The sequence below is a fragment of the Yinghuangia soli genome (genome assembly GCF_021502675.1).
Taxonomy (GTDB): domain Bacteria; phylum Actinomycetota; class Actinomycetes; order Streptomycetales; family Streptomycetaceae; genus Yinghuangia; species Yinghuangia soli.
Genome location: NZ_JAKFHA010000015.1, coordinates 84,872 through 102,544 on the forward strand (window position 1 = coordinate 84,872; position 17,673 = coordinate 102,544).

At 74.2% G+C, this 17,673-nt stretch carries 14 protein-coding genes; 11 read left to right on the forward strand and 3 right to left on the reverse strand.

The window, feature by feature from the left end; translation table 11 throughout:
- Positions 1–274: 274 nt before the first annotated feature.
- The 3 genes from LZ495_RS23935 to LZ495_RS23945 all read left to right on the forward strand — a co-directional run bounded on the left by LZ495_RS23935 (position 275) and on the right by LZ495_RS23945 (position 4,692).
- Positions 275–2,572, forward strand: coding sequence for a PEP/pyruvate-binding domain-containing protein (locus tag LZ495_RS23935; RefSeq protein WP_235054918.1), 2,298 nt, complete (start codon positions 275–277; stop codon positions 2,570–2,572).
- Positions 2,569–3,519: a hypothetical protein gene (locus LZ495_RS23940; protein WP_235054919.1), complete on the forward strand. Its 951-nt coding sequence runs from the start codon at positions 2,569–2,571 to the stop codon at positions 3,517–3,519. Before LZ495_RS23935 ends, LZ495_RS23940 begins: the two co-directional genes overlap by 4 nt.
- A 396-nt stretch (positions 3,520–3,915) precedes the next feature.
- Positions 3,916–4,692, forward strand: a complete 777-nt coding sequence (locus LZ495_RS23945) for a protein tyrosine phosphatase family protein (RefSeq protein ID WP_235054920.1) — start codon at positions 3,916–3,918, stop codon at positions 4,690–4,692.
- A 73-nt stretch (positions 4,693–4,765) separates the two neighbouring features.
- Here LZ495_RS23945 and LZ495_RS23950 read toward each other — a convergent pair whose 3' ends face one another.
- Entirely contained in the window at positions 4,766–5,362 is a 597-nt protein-coding gene (locus LZ495_RS23950) for a TetR/AcrR family transcriptional regulator (protein WP_235054921.1), read from the reverse strand.
- Positions 5,363–5,527: 165 nt separating this feature from the next.
- Between LZ495_RS23950 and LZ495_RS23955 the strand changes: the two genes are divergently transcribed.
- The 3 genes from LZ495_RS23955 (at position 5,528) to LZ495_RS23965 (ending at position 9,769) form a co-directional block, all read left to right on the forward strand.
- Positions 5,528–7,060 carry an APC family permease gene (locus LZ495_RS23955; protein ID WP_235054922.1) on the forward strand — a complete coding sequence of 511 codons (1,533 nt, stop codon included), beginning with the start codon at positions 5,528–5,530 and terminating at the stop codon, positions 7,058–7,060.
- A gap of 7 nt (positions 7,061–7,067) precedes the next feature.
- Positions 7,068–7,952: a carbon-nitrogen hydrolase family protein gene (locus LZ495_RS23960; RefSeq protein WP_235054923.1), complete on the forward strand. Its 885-nt coding sequence runs from the start codon at positions 7,068–7,070 to the stop codon at positions 7,950–7,952.
- Between the two features lie 224 nt (positions 7,953–8,176).
- Positions 8,177–9,769, forward strand: a complete 1,593-nt coding sequence (locus LZ495_RS23965; RefSeq protein WP_372498640.1) for an alkaline phosphatase D family protein — start codon at positions 8,177–8,179, stop codon at positions 9,767–9,769.
- A gap of 88 nt (positions 9,770–9,857) precedes the next feature.
- Here the strand turns inward: LZ495_RS23965 and LZ495_RS23970 are convergent, their stop codons facing one another.
- On the reverse strand, positions 9,858–10,511 hold the full coding sequence (locus tag LZ495_RS23970) for a tetratricopeptide repeat protein (protein WP_235054925.1): 654 nt from the start codon (positions 10,509–10,511) through the stop codon (positions 9,858–9,860).
- Between the two features lie 712 nt (positions 10,512–11,223).
- Here LZ495_RS23970 and LZ495_RS23975 point away from each other — a divergent pair.
- The 4 genes from LZ495_RS23975 to LZ495_RS23990 all read left to right on the forward strand — a co-directional run bounded on the left by LZ495_RS23975 (position 11,224) and on the right by LZ495_RS23990 (position 14,630).
- Complete coding sequence (locus LZ495_RS23975) at positions 11,224–11,862, forward strand: ankyrin repeat domain-containing protein (protein WP_235055019.1); 639 nt, start codon at positions 11,224–11,226, stop codon at positions 11,860–11,862.
- Positions 11,863–11,964: 102 nt separating this feature from the next.
- Positions 11,965–12,612 carry a TetR/AcrR family transcriptional regulator gene (locus LZ495_RS23980; protein WP_235054926.1) on the forward strand — a complete coding sequence of 216 codons (648 nt, stop codon included), beginning with the start codon at positions 11,965–11,967 and terminating at the stop codon, positions 12,610–12,612.
- Between the two features lie 53 nt (positions 12,613–12,665).
- Positions 12,666–13,706, forward strand: a complete 1,041-nt coding sequence (locus LZ495_RS23985) for an NAD(P)-dependent alcohol dehydrogenase (RefSeq protein ID WP_235054927.1) — start codon at positions 12,666–12,668, stop codon at positions 13,704–13,706.
- A 51-nt stretch (positions 13,707–13,757) separates the two neighbouring features.
- Positions 13,758–14,630 (forward strand): YqjF family protein, encoded by an 873-nt coding sequence (locus LZ495_RS23990; RefSeq protein ID WP_235054928.1) that lies wholly within the window; start codon positions 13,758–13,760, stop codon positions 14,628–14,630.
- A 331-nt stretch (positions 14,631–14,961) separates the two neighbouring features.
- Here LZ495_RS23990 and LZ495_RS23995 read toward each other — a convergent pair whose 3' ends face one another.
- Positions 14,962–15,504: a YceI family protein gene (locus tag LZ495_RS23995; RefSeq protein WP_235054929.1), complete on the reverse strand. Its 543-nt coding sequence runs from the start codon at positions 15,502–15,504 to the stop codon at positions 14,962–14,964.
- A 277-nt stretch (positions 15,505–15,781) separates the two neighbouring features.
- Here LZ495_RS23995 and LZ495_RS24000 point away from each other — a divergent pair, with 277 nt between their 5' ends.
- Positions 15,782–17,623, forward strand: a complete 1,842-nt coding sequence (locus tag LZ495_RS24000; protein ID WP_235055020.1) for an AMP-binding protein — start codon at positions 15,782–15,784, stop codon at positions 17,621–17,623.
- Positions 17,624–17,673: the final 50 nt, after the last annotated feature.

A 17,673-nucleotide genomic window follows, 5' to 3' on the forward strand; every position in this document is an offset into this window, starting at 1 on the left:
CCGCCTGCCCCGGTGGCCGTGTCGGCCCGGGCGTTCCGCCGCCCGGTCGCCCGGTCGTCCCCCGTCCCCCTCTCCCGGTGGCCCCCGTCCTCCCGGCCCCCTCGCCCCCTTGCCTCCTCGCCTTTCGTCTCTTGCTCGCTCTCTGGCCCCTTCACCCCGGCGGCCGTCGTTCCGGTTGTCCGAAGCCGCGGGGGAGAGGGATCCTGGAAGTCCGGCTGCGGCACGCGGACGCGAAGTGCTCTGTGTGCGGACGGGCAGCGGAAGGAGCCGGACCGTGCGGTCCGAGGCGGCGTCGGCCGCTGGCGGGTCCCGGGTGGTCGCGCTCGACGCGGAACGCGCGCGCGACACCGCGCTGACCGGTGCCAAAGCGGCCAACCTCGCCCGCGCCAAAGCCGCCGGACTGCCCGTGCTCCCCGGCTTCGTGCTGGTCGCGGGTGCGCGGCTGAGCGTCCGCAACGGGCAGGCGCTTCCCGAGGACGATTCCGTGCTCGTCGAGTACCGGCGGATCGCCGGGCCGGGGGAGCGTCCCCTCGTCGTCCGCTCCTCCTCGGTGCACGAGGACACCGCGACCTCCTCGATGGCCGGCTGCTTCGTCACCGTGCCGGACGTGCGCGGCTGGGAGGCGTTCACCCGCGCGGTGGCCGAGGTCCGGGCGTCCGCCGACCTGATGGCCGCGGAGCCTGCCGCCCTGTCCGGCACGCTCGGCGCCGGCCCGCGGGCCGGCGGCGAGGACAGCATGGCCGTCCTCGTCCAGCCCATGCTCCGTGCCGACGCGGGCGGTGTCATGTTCGGCGCCGACCCGGTCACCGGGCGCACCGACCGCATCGTGGTGAGTGCCGTGCACGGAACCCCCGCGGCGCTCGTGGACGGCACCGCCCAAGGCGTCCGGTACCTGCTCGACCGCACCGGGCGCTGCCTGGAGACCGAGCCGCAGGAACCTTCCGGACAAAGGCTGTTGGGGCGCGGACGCCTGTTCCGGCTGGCCGCGCTCGCCCGCCGCGCCGGCAAGCTGTTCGGCGGTCCGCAGGACATCGAGTTCGCGTTCGACACCGACGACCGGCTGTGGCTCCTCCAGTCCCGCCCCATTACCGCGATGGCCCCGCGCCCGCCCGCCAAGGCCCGGCTGCTCGGCCCCGGGCCGGTCGCCGAGACCTTCCCCGGTGTCCTGCAGCCGCTCGAAGAGGACCTGTGGGTGGCCCCGATGGCGCACGGGCTCACCGTCGCCCTGCAAGTGCTCGGCACCGCGTCCCGGCACATGCTGCGGGAGGTGCCGCCGGTGCTGACCGTCGACGGGCGGGCCGCGGCCGACCTGCGGCTGCTCGGCGTCGTGCCGCCGCGGCACCCGGTGCTGAGCCACCTCAACCCGGTGCCCGCCGCCCGCGGCCTCGGCGCCGCGTGGCGGATCGGGCGGCTGCGCGGCACCCTGCCGCTGCTCGCCCTGGACCTGATGGCCGATGTGGACCGGGAACTGGCCGAACTGCCGCCGCCCGCGCGGATGTCCGGCGGGCAGGCGCTCGCCGCGGCAGGCTGGGGCCGCCGGGTGCTGTCCGCGCTGCACGCCCAGGAGTCGCTCGCCGGGGGGCTGCTCGGCGCCGACCGCACGGCCACCGTGGCCGGCGAAGCGCTCGCGGTGCTCGCCGAAGGCCGCGCGGCAGGCCGCACCGATGCCGAAATCCTCGCCGCCCACCCGGTGCTGCTCGGTCTGAGCGCGCCGTCGCTGACCCGGCCGGTACGCCTGCCCCCGCGCGGTGCCGCGGGCCCGTGGACCGGGGTGCCGCGCGGCGTGTCGACCCTGCCGGTCCGCGAGGGCCTGCGGCTCCGCATCCGCTGGGTCCAGGAGATGCAGGCGGGCATGGTGCGCGCCTTCGCGGACCGGCTGGTCGCCGCCGGGCTGCTGCCCGACGCCGGATCGGCCGTGCTGCTGCGCTGGTACGAACTGACCGCAGTCGGCGAGGGCGCCGCGCTCCCGCCCGACCTCGCCGACCGGCTGCCCCGGCCGGAACAGCCGCCGCTGCCCGCGGCCTTCCGGCTGGCCGGGACCCGCGTGGTCGCCGAGCCGCTGCCGACCCGGACCCCCGGCCGCGGGCACCGGCGGGCGGGCGGCCCGCCGGGCGACGTACCCGGAGCGGTCCAAGGCCTGGGCGCCGGCGGCGGGTTCGGCACCGGCACGGTCTGGGACGGCCGCGGCCCGCGCCCCGAACACGCCGTCCTGGTGGTCGGCGTCCTCGACCCCGGGCTCGCCTCCTACCTGCCGGGCCTCGCCGCGCTGGTCGCGGAGACCGGCAGCCCGCTGTCGCACCTCGCGGTCCTGGCCCGCGAGCGCCGCATCCCCACGGCCACCGCAGTGCCGGAGGCCGTCGCACGCTTCCCTGTGGGGACCGAGGTCGCCGTCGACGGCGGCACCGGATCCGTCGTCCCGCACGACGCGGGCCTCCGGAACGGTGCCGGACCTGCGCGTACATCGCGCCCGTCGGCTCAATGGTCGGCCTCCGCGGCACCGGACCCGAGTCTGCGTGCCCTGCCCCGTGACCGGTCGCCCCGCCCACCACCCGGCAAGGGGCATTCGCCATGAAGGGCTTGAGATACACCAGCTATGTGGTCGGCGGGGTGTCGGCCGCCGCCACCGCGTTCTATCTGGTCGTCTACCTGTGGCGCTGGCAATGGAACCGGGCGCTCATCTGCGGTGTGCTGCTGATCGTCATCGAGGTCTTCCTGCTCGGCGTGGTGCTGCTCGGCCGCATCGCCCGGCTCGAACGCCACCTGACCGAGCACGACCTGCGCGGCGAAGAGGTACGCCGTCGGCTGGAACAGGCCCGGGAGGACTCCGCGGACCGCTTCCGCTGGCTCGACAAGGGGCAACTTGCGGACCCGGGACGCGATCTCGCGGACCCGGGACGCCATTACGTGTTCATCCCGGTCCTCCTCGCGGCCGGCGTCGTGCTGTCCGCGATCAGCTGGGCCGTGCAGCGCGCCGCCCGCCTCACGGTGCTGCCCTCCGCGGACCGCCGCCTGGCCGGCCGGCTCGCCATGCTCGCGGCACCGACCGCGGGTGCGCGGGCGGTCGGACCGCAATTGGAGGACGACCCGGCGGTCCCCGGGCCGCACCGCGTGCGGACCACGGCGCTCACCGCGGTGGCACTGGCCGCCGTGGTCGGCGTCGCCGCGATCGTCGACTTGCTGGGCGACGCCACCCAGACCCGCCCCGAGCCGCCGCCCAAGTCGGCGGCCACGACACTGGTCTTCCGGGTGGATACTCGTACGAACGGCGACGCCGCGCAGCACGAGGCGGCGGCCCGCGACATCTGGGAGGACTGCCGGCGCGGCGCCACCGCGGTCCGGCTGGACGAGACCGGGCTCAGCACGCTGTCCGAGAACGTCTTCGCGGTGGTCGTACGCCCCGCGCTGACGCCGAACGACCTCACGCGTCTGCGCGGCTGCCTGCTGGACGCGAACGCGGACGGCGTGCAGGCGAGCATCCTGGGCGAGGGGCAGGCCGCGGCACCGCCGTGGCTGCCTTGACCGAGACCGTTCGCACGCGCAGTCCCAACCGCCCCAAGCGGCGCACCGCGCGCTTCGGGTGTCGTCCTGCACCACCGACTCCCTTGTGCCCCTTGGCACTTGTCCTGTTTCCGGGGTGCCATCCAGGGCTCGTCCGTGCCCGTCCGGCACGCACGGCTCGTCCGCCCGTACCCGTCCCACCCGGCTCGCGGCGTCCCATCTGTCTCGGAATGGAAGGCAGTTCGGGGCCGTCGTGACCCATGTCACGCCGTTTATGGCGAATTGTCCGACTAATCCCCTGGTCTTGCCGGCCGATCCAGGTCACTCTCGAATGAGTAGTTGCACAAGCGGGCAGGTCCCTCGGCGTCTGCCGGATGACTCCCGCCCCCGCCGCTTCGTCCGGCGGATTCCCCCTCGGTGACCCTCTTGCCGCACCCCGCAGCGCCCGACGCCTCTGCCACCTTGTCCGCCGGGCCCGCCTCGTCCGACATCTCCGTCAAGCCGGCCAAGTCGGCCAAGCCCGCCAAGCGCTCGTCGCGTACCCGCACCATCCTGCGGCGTACCGGCAAGGTCGCGATCTTCGGTGCGCTGGGCTACGGCCTGGTCTGGCTGCTCGCCACGCTCGGCATGCTGGGCGCACACGCATGGGCGTCCTCGAACACCGCGGGCGGCTCGGGCCAGACCGTGTCCGGCATCAAGCACCTCAAGAAGGTCGACGACAAGCTGTTGCGGGGCTCGGCGCCGAGCGACCAGGGCTACCGCGAGCTCGCCTCGATGGGCGTGCGCACGGTCGTCGACCTGCGTGCCGAGCGGATGTCCGACGAGGACGTCAACCGTCCCACCCAGGCCGGCCTGAACCTGGTCCGGATGCCGATCCGGGACGGCCAGACCCCCACCCAGGCCCAGGTCGACGCGTTCCTGGCGACCGTCCGCACCTCTGACGGCCCGGTGTTCGTGCACTGCGGCGCGGGCGTGGGCCGGACCGGCTCGATGACCGCCGCGTACCTGGTGCGCACCGGCGAGATGACCTCCACCGAGGCCGCCCGCGCGACCCTCGCGGTCGGACCGCCGTCCATCGAGCAGGTCTACTACGTGCTGAGCTCCGAGCACGGCAAGAGCGAGCAGCCGCCGCTGCTCATCCAGATCATCAGCCGCATCATTGACGCCCCGCGGCGCATCAAGGCAACCATCTGACCCGTCCGCCCCTGCGCACGGCCGCCCGGCCCCCATCGGAACTACCGATGGGGGCCGCGCTGTTGTCCGGCGTTCAGGAAAGCCGGCAGCCGGTCATCGCGGCGGCGAACGAGTGCAGCGCGGCCAGCACTTCGGCGCGGGTACGGCGTCCCGCCAGGATCTCCATCTGGTAGCCGTCCTCCAGCGCCACGAAGCTGGCCGCGATCATCCGCGGCGGGTCCGGCAGGGTGAAGGCGCCCTGCGCCTGGCCGAGGATCAGCACGCCGTAGTACACCGCGGCCTGACGCTCCATCAGGGTGCTGTCCAGGGCCGCCGCCCTGGGGTCGCGCAGGCTGCGCGGCCAGTACTCGAACAGCAGGCGCGGCAGGACGTCGTCCGGGCCGGTGGCGACGCCCGAGTCGATGCAGATCCGCAGCCGCTCGACGGCATCCGCGACGCCCTCGACGGCCGCCTCGCGCCGGCTGCAGAAGCGCTCGATGGCCTGCTGGAACGTCTCGTACATCAGCGCGTCGAGGTCGTCGTAGTAGTACAGGACCGCGGCGGGCGTCACGCCCGCCTCCGCGGCGACGTCACGCAGCCGCAGGCCCTCCAGGCCGCGGCTCACCAGCGCGCGCTGGGCCGCCTCGCCCAGCTGCGCCCGGCGGTCTTCCTGGTCCTTGCGGCGTGCCACGTGTTCGCGCCTTCCTCTGCCGGCCGGTCCGGGGTGCCTGCGGGGCTGGTGCCGGCTGCCTGTCTGCTGAACGTCACGACAACGATACAGAGGCAGGTCTTGACGGGATCCCTACGGGTTTCTTAAATACCCGTTTAACGAATCGATCCGATCCCAGGAGACGCCGTGACCACCGAACCGGTACCGATCGCGCCGCCCGGCGCACCACCCGCGGGCGTGCTCGCCACCCCCGCGGACAAGGGGCTCCGCACCGGATCCGTGGGACTCGCGGCCGCGGTCGCGCTCGGGCTCTCCTCCGTCGCGCCGGCGTACAGCATCGCCGTGACGCTCGGTTTCGTGACGCTGGTCGCCGGGCAGTTCGCGCCCGCCGCGCTGCTGCTCGGCTTCGTGCCGATCCTGCTCACCGCCTTCGCGTTCCGCGAGCTCAACCGGGCCATGCCGGACTGCGGGACCACCTTCGTGTGGAACACCCGGGCGTTCGGGCCGTTCGCGGGCTGGCTCTCCGGCGGCTGGGTCGTGCAGTGCGCGACCGTCATCGCGATGACCGCGCTCGCCCAGGTCGGCGCCGGCTACTTTCTCGACCTGCTCGGCCTCGACGGACTCGCGGGCAGCAGCCTCGCCGTCACGGTCACCGCGGCGCTGTTCCTGGCCGGCGCCACCGCGGTCGCGTACCGCGGCGTACAGCTGGCCGCCGCCGTGCAGTACGTGCTGCTCGCCCTCCAACTCGTCGCCCTGCTCGGCTTCGGCATCGCGGCCTTCGCCAAGGGCGGCGCGCTGACCCCGCAGCTGAGCTGGCTCGACCCGTTCGGCTTCGACGGCTTCGGCGCGTTCGCCGAGGCCGTGCTGCTCTGCCTGTACATCTACTGGGGCTGGGACGCGCTCATCACGGTCAACGAGGAGACCAAGGACAGCAGCCGCATACCCGGCCAGGCCGCGGTCATCTCCACGCTGGTCCTGCTGGGCACCTACCTCTTCACCGCGTACGCAGCCATCTCCTTTGCGGGGACCGGCACCGAAGGGCTCGGCCTGGGCAGCGAGGAGAACGCGGGCGACGTGCTCGCCGCCCTCGGCCCGCCGGTGGTCGGCGACGCCTTTGCGAAGGTCGTCCAGCTCGCCGTCTGCGTCTCGGCCGTCTCGGCCCTGCTGACCTGCGTGGTCGGCAGTTCGCGGGCCACCCTGTCGATGTCCGCGCACGGTGCCCTGCCCAAGGCCTTCTCCCGCGTACACCCGAAGTACCGCACGCCGAGCTTCGGCACCGTCTTCTTCGGCGCCACCGCGGCGGGCGTGCTGGCCGTGCTCACCCTGCTCTCGGAGAACTTCCTCGGCGACGCGATCCTGTGCATCGGCCTGCTCATCGCCTTCTACTACGGCGTCACCGGCCTCGCCTGCGTATGGTTCTTCCGCGGCGACCTGCGCCGATCGACCCGCGACCTGCTGCTCAAGGGCGTACTGCCGGCCGCGGGCGGCCTCATGATGCTCGCCGCGTTCACCCGCAGCGCGTACGACATGGTCGACCCCGCGTACGGCAGCACCTCGGTCGGCGGCGTCGGCGGGGTCTTCCTGCTCGGCGCCGGATCGATCCTCGCCGGCGCGGTCGCCATGATCGCGGCCCGCGCCCGCTTCCCCCGCTTCTTCCGGTACGGCCGCACGGCCGTCGCCGACCTCACCGTCCACGACACTTCCGGCTCGGAGTCCTGAACCACCCATGCGCACACTTGCCGTCGCCGCCATCCAGACCACCCCGATCGCCCACGACCTCGACGCCACCTGGGAGCGCTTCGCGGACCGGGTACGCGCCGTCCGGGCCGCCTTCCCGCACGTGCAACTCGTCGTCGTGCCCGAACTGATGCTGGCCGCCGAGGCCCCGCTGCTCCAGGCCCGCGCGGACTGGATGGCCGAGGCCGCGGTCCCGGTCCCCGGGCCGCTGACCGACCGCATCGGCGACCTCGCCCGCGAGACCGGCCTGTGGCTGGTCCCCGGCAGCCTGTACGAACGCGCCCCCGACGGACGCATTTACAACACCGCCATCGCGGTGTCGCCGCAGGGCGAGATCGCCGCCAAGTACCGCAAGGTCTTCCCCTGGCAGCCGTACGAGACCACCGAACCCGGCGACGAGTTCGTGGTCTTCGACCTGCCCGGCATCGGCCGCGCCGGACTGGCGATCTGCTACGACGGGTCGTTCCCCGAGACGGTCCGGCAGCTGGCCTGGCTGGGCGCCGAGGTGGTGATCCAGCCGACGCTCACCACCACCCGGGACCGCGACATGGAACTCGTGTGCGCCCGCGCCAACGCCTGGACCAACCAGGTCTACGTCGTCAACCTCAACGCCGCCGACCCGGCCGGCGTCGGGGCGAGCGCGATCGTCGACCCCGAAGGCATCGTGCGGCAGCAGGCCGGGCCCGGCGAGGAGGTCCTCGTCGACGTCCTCGACCTGGACGCGGTGGCCCGCGTAAGGGAGTTCGGCACGGCCGGCATCAACCGGCCGTGGGCCCAGCTGGAGCGGTACGGGGACCGGATCAAGCTGCCGATGTACGGCGGCAGCTTCCGGCCGCGCCCGGCGGATCGAACGGCGGGCGGGACGGAGGCCTGACCGGAGGCCTGACCGGAGGCCTTTGCGGAAGGCCGGCGCCCCGCACACCCGCTGGCGTGTGCGGGGTGCTCCCGTGGGTGATGCCATGCGGGCGCCGACCAGACTTGGCGATCACGCAAGTTGCCGTTCGCCGGGCGGTCGCCGGGCGGCGTTAGACACATGCCATGACTTCACGGGACAACGTTGACGACGTCGGTACGGCCGGCACGGGCACGGGCACGGGCATGAACGGCACGGGCGGCACCGGTGGTACGGGCGCTGCGGGCGGCGCCGGGCTGGGGCGCCGCGGATTCCTGCGTACCGGAACGGCGGTCGGGGCAGGCCTCGCGGCCGTTCCGGTACTCGGCAGCGGCCCGGCCTCGGCCGCGAGTGCTCCGGCGCTGGTGGTGGCCGGCCGCCCCGAGCTCACGCACGGCGTGCAGAGCGGCGACGCGACCTGCAACTCGGCCGTCGTGTGGGGCCGCGCGGACCGCCCGGGCCGCCTGGTCGTCGAGTACGGCACGCGCCCCGACCTGCGCAACGCGCACCGCGTACGCGGCCCGTGGGTGACCCCCGCGACCGACCTGACGGGGCGCGTCCGGCTGCGCGGACTGCCGTCCGGACGCCGGATCCACTACCGGGTCTCGGTCGAGGGCGAGCGCGGCGCGGCCGGCGCCGCGGTCACCGGCTCGCTGGTCACCGCACCCGACGAACACCGCCGGGCGGACGTCAAGTTCGTGTGGTCGGGCGACGTCGCCGGGCAGGGCTGGGGCATCAACCCGGACCTCGGCGGCATGACCATCTTCGAGCGGATGCGGCAGCTGCGCCCCGACTTCTTCCTGTGCAGCGGCGACCTCGTCTACTCCGACGGCCCGCTGGCCGCGAGCGTCGCCCTCCCCGACGGGCGCACGTGGCGCAACCTCGTCACCCCGGAGAAGTCCAAGGTCGCCGAGACGCTCTCCGAGTACCGCGGGCAGTTCGCGTACAACCTCCTCGACACCAACTACCGGGCGTTCGCGGCCGAGGTCGCGCAGATCAACCAGTGGGACGACCACGAGGTCGTCAACAACTGGTACCCCGGCGAGATCCTCGAGGACGCCCGGTACACCGAGAAGCGCGTCGACGTGCTCGCCGCCCGCGCCCGGCAGGCCATGCAGGAGTGGCTGCCGCTCGGCGACGACCGGCTGTACCGGAAACTGTCGTACGGCCGCCACCTGGACGTCTTCGTCCTCGACATGCGCACCTACAAGGACCGCAACGACGACAACCGCTACGCCGACCCGAAGCGCGGGCTGCTCGGCGAGCGGCAGCGCCGCTGGCTGATCGAGGGCCTCGCGCAGAGCCGGGCGACCTGGAAGATCATCGCCGCGGACCTGCCGCTCGGCCTGATCGTGCCGGACGGGCCGGCCGCGCAGGAGGGCATCGCGCAGGGCGACAACGGCGCGCCGCTCGGCCGCGAGCTGGAGTTCGCCGAGGTGCTGCGCACCGCGAAACGCCGCGGCGTGCGCGGGATCGTGTTCCTGACCGCGGACGTGCACTACACCGCGGCGCACCACTACGACCCCTCCCGAGCCGCGTTCCAGGACTTCGACCCCTTCTGGGAGTTCGTGTCCGGACCGGCCAACGCGGGTGCGTTCGGCCCGAACACCCTGGACGGGACGTTCGGCCCGCGCGCCGAGTTCGTGCACGCCCCGCCGCGCGCGAACACGTCGCCGCTGGAGGGCTTCCAGCACTTCGGCGAGGTCGACATCGACGGACACAGCGGGGCGCTGACGGTACGCCTGCGGGACGGGCAGTCGGCGGTGCTGTGGAGCCGGACGCTCGACCCGGTGCGTTAGCAGGCCGGTTGCGGGTGGCGGGCCGGCGGGTGGCCGGTGGCCGATTGCCGGTGGTCGGCCGTCGGCGGTCGGTGGCCGGGCGCGCCGGTCAGGCGGGTGGGCGGAGCTCCGCGCGGGCTTCGTCCACCCAGCGGCGTACGCCCTGGGCGTCGTCGCCGCGCGTGAGTTCCTCGGCCTCGGCCAGCAGCGCGGCGGTGTCGGCGGCCCGGCCCTGGGCGTGCGCGATGTGCGCCAGGCCGACCAGGTTGGCGGCCACGCCGGGCAGCATGCCGATCTCGCGGCGCAGCCGGGTGGAGGCCTCCAGGTGCTGCCGGGCGGTGCCCAGGTCGCCGGCCATGTGCGCGGCGATGCCGAGGTGGCGCAGGGCGTAGGCCATCGTCGAGCGGTCGTCGGCCTTGGCGGCCAGCTCGAGGGAGCGCTCCAGGACCGGCAGCGCGGTGGCGGTGTCGCCGCGGACCACCTGGTGGAACGTGGCCACCCAGAAAAGTGCTTCGGCTTCGCCCCGGATGTTGCCGAGGCTGCGGTAGAGCGCGGCCGCGCGGTCGAACAGGACGAGCTCGTCCGGGTCTTCGACGCGTTCGGCCAGGTAGCGGGCGTGGGTTATTCGGCCGCGGGCCAGGGCCAGGTCGGCCTCGACCGCGTCGAGTTCCCGGTCGCCGGCCGCGAGGGCCGCCGAGTCGCCCGCGAACACGGCGCGTTCGTACAGGACCCGGGCGTGGTGGATGCGTCCGTCAGCGCTCATTGCGACTCCGTCGGTGGAAGGCCGGGCGGGACCAGGAAACCGGTGGACCAGAGAACAGGGGAGAGCAGGAGAACGGGGAGCGGGGAAGAGCAGGAAAACGGGGGAGCGGGGGAGCAGGAGAACGGGGGAGCGGGGGAGCAGGAGATCGGGAAAACGGGACGAGCGGGCGAACAAGGCCGATCGGGGAACGGGCCGAGCGGGAATGTCCGGTGCCGCCATGATCGCGGATCATGCGGTGCTGCCGCTTGGACTCGGACGGGTGATGTCCGCGCGACGCCGGCGGGCCGCACTCCGGGCGTGAGGGTACTCGCGCTCCGGCGCGGCGGCATCATCCGATCGGTCGACCCCGGGCCTGCCGATCGGCGTGCGGCATGCAGCCGGTCCGGGGACCGGGCAAGGGGGTTCCCGGGGAGAGGGTGGGGGTACCGCGATATCCGCGGGCGGCCTCGGCCGCGAACCGCCCCTGGAGGTGCCCGCGATGAAGCGTCCGATCGGGAAGACCACCGCCGTGCTCGCCGCGGCCGGAACCGCCGCCGCCCTGCTGCTGACCGCATGCGCGAGCGGCGACGGCGGCGACGGGCGCCCCGAGGCCGCGGCGTCCGCGACCGGCGGCGGGCAGACCGGCGGTACGCTCCCGCCCGCCGACTCGTCCACCCCGCCCGCCCCGCCGGCCGCCGACTCGGCCCCGGCGGCGCCGTCCCAAGGAGCGCCCATGCCGTCCACGTCCCCGCAGGCGCAGCCGCCCAAGGGCACCCCGTCCGACGACCGCGACCTGCTCTCGGCCGCGGGCCGCGGGGACACCGCAGCCGTGCAGGCCGCGCTCGCGCGCGGCGCGAACGTCGAGGCGCGCGACTCCCAGAAGCGCACCCCGCTGCTGCTCGCCGCGCTCGCCGACCAGGTGGACGCGGCCCGCGTGCTGGTCGCGGCCGGTGCCGACCCGGACGCCCAGGACAACCGGCGGGACAGCGCGTGGCTGGTCACCGGGGTGACCGGCAGCGTCGAGATGGCCCGCGTCCTGCTGCCTGCGCAGCCCGACCTCAAGCTCACCAACCGCTACGGCGGCATCTCGATCATCCCGGCCGGCGAGCGCGGGCACGCCGAGTACATCCGGTACGTGACCGCGAACAGCGCCATCGACGTCGACCACGTCAACGACCTCGGCTGGACCGCGCTGCTGGAAGCGATCGTGCTGGGCGACGGCGGCGCGCGCCACCAGGAGACCGTCCGCGTGCTGCTGGCGGCCGGCGCCGACCCGCGGCTCCCGGACAAGGACGGGAAGACTCCGCTGCAGCTCGCCGAACGCGCCGGGCAGCGCGTCGTCGCCGACCTGCTGCGCGCCGCGGGCGCCTGACCCGGGCCGGATCCGCCGCGACCTGGTCCTCCGCTTTCGGATCACGACACGTCGATACCTCGGTTTTGTCCCACTGGGACAAAACCGAGGTATCGTTGCAATATGCACGTAAAGGCCGTGGTCCCCGACCGCCGCCGGCAGCGCGCCGAGCGCAGCCGGGCGGCGATGGGCGAGGCGGCGCTGGACCTGCTCCTGGAGCGCGGGCTCGGCGGCGTCACCGTCGAGGAGATCGCGCGCCGTGCGGGCGTGACCCGGCGGACCTTCAGCCGGCACTTCCCGGGCAAGGCCGACGCGGTGCTCGCGGTCGTGGCCGACGACGTGCACCGGATCAACGACGCGCTGCGCGAACGGCCGCCTGCCGAGCCGCCGCTGATCGCGTACCGCAACGCCGTGTGCGGGTGGCTCGCCTCCGACTACGGCGACGGGCCGGCGGCCGGCGGCCGGCTGCGCCGCCGCCTGGCACTCCACCGGCGAATAGCAGGCGAACCGCAACTGGCGGCCGCCTACCAGCGCATACGCATGGCAGGCGAGCAGGAGTCGGTACGGATCGTCGCGGCCCGGCTGGATGTCGACCCCGAACTCGACCCGCGCCCCGCGGTCGCCGTCGGTGCGGGCGTGGGCATTCTCGTCGCCGTCCTGCGGGCCTGGGCGCGGCGCGGCATACCCGAATCCCCGGCGGCACTGGCCGCCGAGCACTTCGCCGCCCTGGACGCGGTGACCCGGATGCCGGGGCCGCCGCAGGAGTGCTGAAGACCTACCGGCCGGACAACGACGTACCAGGCCGAACAAGGAGGTAGTTCACCGTGAAGGCTCTCCAATACCGCCAGGTCGGCGCCCCGCCCGAGCTGGTCGAGGTCCCTGACCCGGAGCCCGGGCCCGGGCAAGTGGTGATCAAGGTGACCGCGGCCGGGGTGTGCCACTCCGACATCGCGGTGATGGCGATGCCCGCCGACGTGCTGCCCTTCCCCCTGCCGTTCACGCTCGGCCACGAAGGCGCAGGCACCGTCGCCGCGCTGGGCTCCGGGGTCACCGGGCTCGCGATCGGCGCGCCGGTCGCCGTATACGGCCCGTGGGGCTGCGGGACCTGCGCGAAGTGCGCCCAGGGCAAGGAGAATTACTGCCTGCGCGCCAAGGAGCTCGGCATCCGCCCGCCGGGCCTGGGTGCGGACGGCGCGATCGCCGAGTACATGCTGGTCGACGACCCCCGCCACCTCGTCCCGATCACCGGACTCGACCCGGTGCGGACCGTACCCCTCACCGACGCGGGGCTCACGCCGTACCACGCCATCAAGAACTCCCTGCCCAAGCTCGTCGCGGGCAGCACCGCCGTGGTCATCGGCACCGGCGGCCTCGGGCACGTCGCGATCCAGCTGCTGCGCGCCATGACGCCGGCCCGGGTGATCGCCCTGGACATCAGCGCCGACAAGCTCGCCCTGGCCGAGCAGGTCGGCGCGCACGAGACCGTCACGTCCGACGCCGACGCGGCCGCCCGGGTCCGCGAACTCACCGGCGGGCACGGCGCCGAGGCGGTCTTCGACTTCGTCGGCGCCCCGCCCACCACCGCGACCGCGGGCGCCTGCGCAGCCGTCGAGGGCGACGTCACCATCGTGGGCCTGGGCGGCGGCACCGTGCCGGTGGGCTTCGGCTCACTGGAATACGGCGTCTCGGTGACCGCGCCTTACTGGGGGAGCCGCGGCGAACTCATCGAGGTCCTCGACCTGGCCCGCGCCGGGGCCGTCGACGTCCACGTCGAGACATACACCCTGGACGACGCCCCCAAGGCGTACGAACGCCTGCACGCGGGGGAGGTCGTCGGCCGCGCGGTCATCCTCCCGAACGACTGACCTGCGCACAAAAAAAGCCGCTGCCCATCCCCCCGCTGACGGTGCATCAGCATGGACACTGGTCGAGTGAACGCCGACCTGACCCGGGCCGCCCGCCTTCTGCACCCGACCGGCCGCGCCGCGTCCGCCGCCGAGGCCGCCCGCACCGGCGCGGGCGGCGGCCGGTCCGCGGATCCGGTCCCGCCCGAGCCGGTCACCCGCACCGCCCCGCGGCCCGTCGGGCCGGTCATCCTCACCCAGGGCTGGCGCGACCTCGCGTTCCTGCACTGGCCTGCCGACCCGGCCGCGGTCGCCCCGTTGCTGCCGCCGGGCACCGAGCCCGACCTGTTCGACGGCACCACGTATGTCGGCCTGGTCCCGTTCCGGATGGAACGCGTCGGCATCGGCCGCGGCCCGGCCGTCCCGTACCTCGGCACCTTCGCCGAGACCAACGTCCGGCTCTACTCCGTCGACCGCGCGGGCCGCCGCGGCGTCGTCTTCCGCTCCCTCGAAGCCGCCCGGCTGATCCCCACCCTCGCCGCCCGCCTCCTCTTCGCCCTGCCGTACCAGTGGGCCGCGATGACCCTGACCCGCCACGGCACCCCCACCGACCCGCAACTCCGCTACGCGACCCGCCGCCACCGCCCCGGCCGCGCCGGCACCGGCGGCACCGTCCACATCCGCATCCGCGGCCGCATCACCGACCCCGACCCCCTCACCGACTTCCTCACCGCCCGCTGGGGCCTCCACGTCCACTGGCACGGCCGCACCCTCTACCTGCCCAACACCCACCCCCGCTGGCCCCTCCACCACGCCGACCTGCTCCACCACGACACCAACCTGATCCCCGCCGCCGGCCTCCCGGCCCCCGGCGGCCCACCGGTGAGCGTCCTCTACTCCCCAGGCGTAAAAGCCCAGTTCGGCCCCCCGCAACGCTGCCCGTAGACCCGAACGCCGACCCGCTCAGCCCCACCCAAGAGCGTCAGCCACCGCCTGGCCCGTCGACTCGGCCCGAAGGTAAGGGACGACGTCATGCGCCTTCGCCCCGTTGTGCACAGTGCAGTCGACAACCGCGGCGCCCCCAGCCGACCGCCCGAACATCGGCCGCAGTTCCTTCACCAGCGCGACCAAATCCCGTTGGCGCGCCGCGCGCCTGGGGTGCTGGGGCGTCAGCTCCCCGGACGTCCGTGCCGATCTCTCGGGATCCGGCAGGCAGTCTGCCCGGGCGTACCTGTGCACCGCCCCTTGCAGCTCCCGCTACCGCGTTGCCACCCGGCTACGGGAGTGGGCTGTGGGTGAAACGCAGGGTCAGGTGGGTGGTGGTGGTTGGGCGGATCATGCCGAGGGGGTTCCAGCGGAGGCCGAATTCTCGGTGGGGGATGGGGATTTCGGTGTGGAGGGTGAGGACTTCCGGAGCGGCGTCGTCGCGGGTGGCGAGGCAGGTTATGGGGCGGGTGATGCCGCGGATGGTCAGGTGGCCGTGGACGGTGACGCGGTCGTCGGGGCCGGGGGTGACGCGGTCGGCGCGGAAGGCGAAGTCGCGGTGGTGCTCGGTGTCGAAGAAGGCGCCGGAGCGGAGGTGGGCGTCGCGGCGGGCGCGGCCGGTGGTCAGGGAGGCGGCTTCCAGGAGCAGGACGCCCGAGGCGGTGCCGTCGGCGCGGAGTTCGGCGTCGCCGCGGACGTGCGTGAAGCGGCCGCGGACCGGATGCAGGCCCCACAGCGAGCGGCCTTCGAAGCGGACCCGGGACCGGGCAGCGTCCAGCCGCCAGTCGCCGCAGGGCGTGGCGGCCGCCGTCGGTGCGCAGCTCGTCGGGCTCATCGGGGACTCCTCACACCGGCGGGTGCGGGCCGCCGGGCTTGTGCGCGTCGGATGCCGGCGGACGGCGGGTGCCGGCCGCGGGCGTCGCGGGCGTCGCGCGCCCGCATCTGCAGCATCTCGCGCCGCGGCGGCCATGCCGTTGGTCCGAGAGCCCTGTTCAGAGGGCCGAACGTCCCGTAAGTCTGTGCCAGGACACATGTACACGCCGCCCGCCGCGTACCAGGCTCGATCTCCGCACCGTGGACGACCGAACGACGAGCGGAGCCCCTACGTGACGATGCACCACACCGACGGCCCACGCCCCCTGGTCCTCGCTCCCGAGGACGTGCCGCTCATCGAGGCGGTGCCGCTCGCCGAGCGGGGGCTGCCGGAGAGCACGTACGCCCTGCTGTGCCGCACCGCGGCGGAGTTCCCCGACACACCCGCGCTGCACCTGCTCGGCGAGGGCGGCCGCCCGTGGCGCGACCCGGTGACCTGGACGTACGCCGATCTGCTGGGCCGCGTGCACCAGGCCGCCAATCTCCTCACCTCGCTCGGCGTCCGGCCCGGCGGGGTGACCGGGATGATGCTGCCGAACTCGGGGCAGATGTACGCGGCGCTGCTCGGCGCGCAGGCCGTCGGCATCGCCAACCCGGTCAACCCCGCGCTCGCGGAGGAGCACGCCGCCCGGATCCTGGCCCGGACGGGCGCCGAAATCCTTCTGACGACAGATGAGTCGAAGGACAAGGCCGAACGGATCGCGGAGCAGGTGCCGGGCATCCGCGGCGTGCTCGTGGTGGGCGGCGACTTCGACGAGCGCGCCGCGCAGCAGCCCGCCGACCGGCTGCTCGCGCAGCACCGCCCCGGACCGGACGACATCTGCGGCTACTTCCACACCGGCGGCACCACCGGCGTGCCGAAGATCGCCCCGCACACGCACGCCATGGAGGTCTACATGGCCTGGGCGCTGGGCTGTTCGGGTGCCTATCTGGGCGACGCCGTGGTGCTGGGCGGCCTGCCGCTGTTCCACGTCAACGCCGTCCACGTGACCGGCCTCGGCCCGTTCTTCCATGCCCGCACCATCGTCAGCCTCGGTCCGCGCGGCTATCGCGACAAAGAGCTGATGGCCGACTTCTGGCGCATCGTCGAGCACTTCCGGATCACGGCGTTCTCCGCGGTGCCGACGGTGTACGCGAGCCTCCCGCCGGTCCCGGATGACGCCGACCTGTCCAGCCTGCGGGCCGGCGCGGTCGGCGCGGCGCCGCTGCCGGGGCGGGTGCGCACCGGCTTCGAGGCGTCCGCCAAGGTCCCGATGCTGGAGGGCTACGGCCTGACCGAGGCGACGTGCGCCACCTCGACCACGCCCGCGTTCGCGCCGCGCGCCGGCTCGGTGGGCCTGCGGCTGCCGTACCAGCAGGCCAAGGCGGTACGCGTGGACGCCGACGACCGGCCGGTCGCGGACTGCGCGCCGGGGGAGACCGGCGTGCTCGTGGTGGCCGGCGCCGCGGTGTTCCCCGGCTACCTCGGCCCGGACGGACCCGACCCGACCGGCAAGGTCTTCGACGGCTGGCTCAACACCGGCGACCTGGGCCGCGTCGATGCGGACGGCTACCTCTACCTGGACGGCCGCGCCAAGGACCTCATCATCCGCGGCGGCCACAACATCGACCCCCGCCCGGTCGAGGAAGCCCTGCTCGGCCACCCCGAAGTGACCGGCGCGGCGGTCGTCGGCCGCCCCGACCCGCACGCGGGCGAAGTCCCGGTCGCCTACGTGACCGTGCGCACCGCGCCGGACGGGACGCGCGCGGCGACCGAGGAGGACGTCCTGGCCTGGGGCGCCGCGCACGCCCCCGAACCGGCCGCGGCCCCCAAGGCCGTGCACATCCTCGACGAGCTGCCGGTGACCGCGATCGGCAAGCCGCACAAGACGGCCCTGGTCGCCGACACGGTCCGGCGGATCGTCGAGGGCGTGCTGGCTGCGGAAGGACTGGGCGGAACGGTCGAGGTGGTCGCCGAGGACGGCCGCCCGGTGGCCGTCCTCGGCGGTGTCGAGCCGACAGCGCGCGTGGTCGCGGCGCTGGACCGCTACCCGTTCGCACACCGGATGGCAGACCAGGCGTCGGACCGGGCGCCGGACTGACCTGCGGACCGGACGCCCGGCCGTGCGGCCGACCTGGTGGTGGACCAGGC